The sequence below is a fragment of the Sulfitobacter sp. 15WGC genome, from assembly GCF_005068605.1.
Classification (GTDB): Bacteria; Pseudomonadota; Alphaproteobacteria; order Rhodobacterales; family Rhodobacteraceae; genus Sulfitobacter; species Sulfitobacter faviae.
Genome location: NZ_SZNL01000025.1, coordinates 1 through 2,907 on the forward strand (window position 1 = coordinate 1; position 2,907 = coordinate 2,907).

A 2,907-nucleotide genomic window follows, 5' to 3' on the forward strand; every position below is an offset into this window, starting at 1 on the left:
TTTTTTTACATCAGACAAAAGCCTTTCGAGCTCTTTTCGCGACATTGCTTTCAGATCATTTTTCGTATGCATATCAACCTCTATTTCAGATATGCGTCCATATATGTATTACTACACACTAACGTCGACCCTCTAAGAACACGGGGGCTTAGTATTTTTGTTTCCCGGCAAAACACCTAAGACATCTGGTGTTGAACTCTGCCGAGCCCTGTCCGGCGTTCTCTTTTAATGAGTTTAGCACTGGGCATGAGGCGATTACACCCATAGGGACGGGTCGTAGCTATAATTGCGGTTATAAGTAAGAAAGGCTGACATATTATGGCTAAAACACCCGATTAATAGTGAGCCTCGAGCTGAAGCCCTACAACCCTATGGTGCCGTTTAGAGCCTCCATGAGATGATGCGCCTTCGAGCCCGCGTTTACCGCCAAAGGCTTCTATGAATCGGCCAGCAAATGACGGTCAGTGTGTTAAAACGAACCAGATTCCAAGCGACCATAGCATCACCATAGCCATGCCGAACGCCATTCGCTCCCGCACTTGCCCGCTGTCTGCCCTACGCTCACGTATCTTACGTTTTGGGGCTGTATTGTTATGCTCATGGAGGCCATTGCGCGAAGATAGGCGCAGTAGAATGAACGGCAAGGTACTTAATGTAAAAATGAGACAGCTGTGCCGTCTTAGCTGTCGAACAGATAGGTGACCATTTCATAGGCTGCGATAATCCAGAGCACCGCCACCGTTAAGGCGCCAGCCCAGTGGGAAAATTTCCAATTCTCCGTCATGCGGGCCAACAAGCTTCTGTCACTATCGTTGCTGGGTGCCATACGATATCCCCCTAAAACTTTACTGGACACGAAAGTACCAGAAGATTTACAGCGTTGTGAACCTCTGGGGGTACGTCTTTAAAATAGATTAATTTCCGTCAAAATTTCTTGTGGATAAAGCTAGACCCGAGGCTATCAAACCCCTCTTGGCAGCAGCACCTCTTCCAGCCAAGCAACCGCTTCACGTGAAAGGTTCTGGCTGGACTGTCTAAAACGAGGGCGCAGTTCGATGACAACCAAAGCGTCGCTTTCTTCTAGCTGACTGGTTAGCCAATCGCGAAATGCGTCAAGTCCGAGATCCATCTCTAGCCCACATAGACAATCTCCTAGGGGCACTGCACCAAGGGCATCCATGAACTCGTCGAGGTCTGTCCTAGTCTGCTCTGCTGCTGTGGAATAAGAAATCAAGTATGCTGGCACGACGAACCTCTTCTTGTTCTGCGAAAGTCTCCAGAGTTCCAACCTCAGCTATAAACAGAACGTTCCATATCAAACTAGCCTTTCCTCACCCAACAACGTCTCTTCCTCTTGCCCGAAACGGAACCACTATAAGCGCAGATCGTTTTGCTAGCACTTGTTGCAACGAAAGGAGCAAACGACATGCCATTGACGACACAACTGACGACTACCACTGCGCTCGTCGTGTCTCTGGTCGCGGCACCGCTGTATGCCCAGGATTCGAATAGCGACACATCAAGCGCCCAAACCGAAGTAACAAAAACCGAGGATAGGGAAACCAGCAAGACATCGAAAGAAAGCGCCGCCACGAATGATACAAGTTCTGCGGAGGCTGAAAGTGGTCTGCTGGTCGTGCGCGTGGGAGATGAGGACATTAGCCGCTCGGACGTTTCCGGAGCGATCTCCGCGCTTCCTCCTCAACTTCGGCAACAACCGCCAGAGCTTCTGGTGCCCATGGCGGTCAACCAGCTCATCGCTAAAGAGCTCATCTATAAGGCCGCTTTGGCGGATAAACTGAATGAAGATTCAGAAGTCGTTGCGCTTGTTGAGGAAGCTCGTTCTGCAAATGAAAAGGATGCAATGATCCAAGTCTGGCTTCAGCGGGAACTAGGCGATCGCGTCACTGACGAGTCTGTCGAAGCGAAGTATGAAGAGATCAAAGCCAACAGCGACCAAGAGATACCACCTCTTGAATCTGTGCGAGCTCAGATTGAACAGCAGTTGCGTCAAGAAGCCTTCTCTGACGTGGAAAAGGATCTCCGTAAAGACGTCGAGATCGTCTACTATGGCCCCGACGGAAAGCCACAAACTGCCAGTTCGAACTAAACCCGCACGGACAATGATCGTTAGATTAATTATGCTTCCCGGCAAAATCCGGGAAGCATTTTTGGCCTTCGTCGGAGCGCCGAACGAAAGCGAACAACGAGTTCCGCCTGCTCCAAGTAATCAACATCGATAGTCATAGATGTTCCCCATTTTACATCCTTAGCTTGGACGGACCGCTCTCCACATATCGATGGATGGGAAACGACGATTTCTCGACGATACCTTCAATGAGCGGCTGTGACGGACGCTGAAATATGAACCAAGCCCGCCTTCAGCGCTTAGTGGCAAGCCGCAAGCTGTGAGCCTTGAGCGGAGAGAGAAGAAACCGACTCGGGTCAAAAGATGAAACGAGTAGCCCACCTGTTGTGGCCCAACTGTAGCCGTCTTGTAGGCTTTCTGTGGTTATTCTAGGCGCCCTGTAGCAACGTCAGTGAGCGCACCTTTTTCTTCCGTCATTTTTGCCCCCGGAGGTACAGATTGCGGTCAGTCTGGTGGCAGCAAGATAGCTTGCAAGCACCCTAGACCACCGATGGGCTACGGGATGACCACCTTGGGCCACACAGCGACCACTGATGGGCCACAAGGGGGCTACCGATGGGCCAGCAAAAACCCACCAAACCAATTATATTCGTGAATATAAATGCTGAAATGACGCTGCCTTATTTAGTGTAGCTGTGGTCACTTAGACCATAAGTTACTGAAAAGTATATAAAAATATTTAATTGTATCGATTGTTAGGCCCTAAAATGAGGTCGAAAAAGACCCCCGTAGTGACCAGACCATAAATAATTTTTTTT

General features: G+C 49.6%; 3 protein-coding genes. 1 reads left to right on the forward strand and 2 read right to left on the reverse strand.

Annotated elements, in window-relative coordinates; all coding sequences use genetic code 11:
- Positions 1–679 precede the first annotated feature (679 nt).
- Positions 680–826 (reverse strand): hypothetical protein, encoded by a 147-nt coding sequence (locus FCK22_RS18990; RefSeq protein WP_169306103.1) that lies wholly within the window; start codon positions 824–826, stop codon positions 680–682.
- 135 nt (positions 827–961) lie between these two features.
- Positions 962–1,129: a hypothetical protein gene (locus tag FCK22_RS18995; RefSeq protein WP_169306104.1), complete on the reverse strand. Its 168-nt coding sequence runs from the start codon at positions 1,127–1,129 to the stop codon at positions 962–964.
- 297 nt (positions 1,130–1,426) lie between these two features.
- On the opposite strand from FCK22_RS18995, the gene FCK22_RS16115 reads away from it, so the two are divergent.
- Positions 1,427–2,110, forward strand: a complete 684-nt coding sequence (locus FCK22_RS16115; RefSeq protein ID WP_136720589.1) for a hypothetical protein — start codon at positions 1,427–1,429, stop codon at positions 2,108–2,110.
- The last annotated feature ends 797 nt before the right edge of the window (positions 2,111–2,907 follow it).

Bases quoted from the DNA above. Each gene is read 5' to 3' on its own strand.
- FCK22_RS18990 (WP_169306103.1), bottom strand. From the start codon at position 826: ATGGCACCCAGCAACGATAGTGACAGAAGCTTGTTGGCCCGCATGACG.
- FCK22_RS18995 (WP_169306104.1), bottom strand. From the start codon at position 1,129: ATGGATCTCGGACTTGACGCATTTCGCGATTGGCTAACCAGTCAGCTA.
- FCK22_RS16115 (WP_136720589.1), top strand. From the start codon at position 1,427: ATGCCATTGACGACACAACTGACGACTACCACTGCGCTCGTCGTGTCT.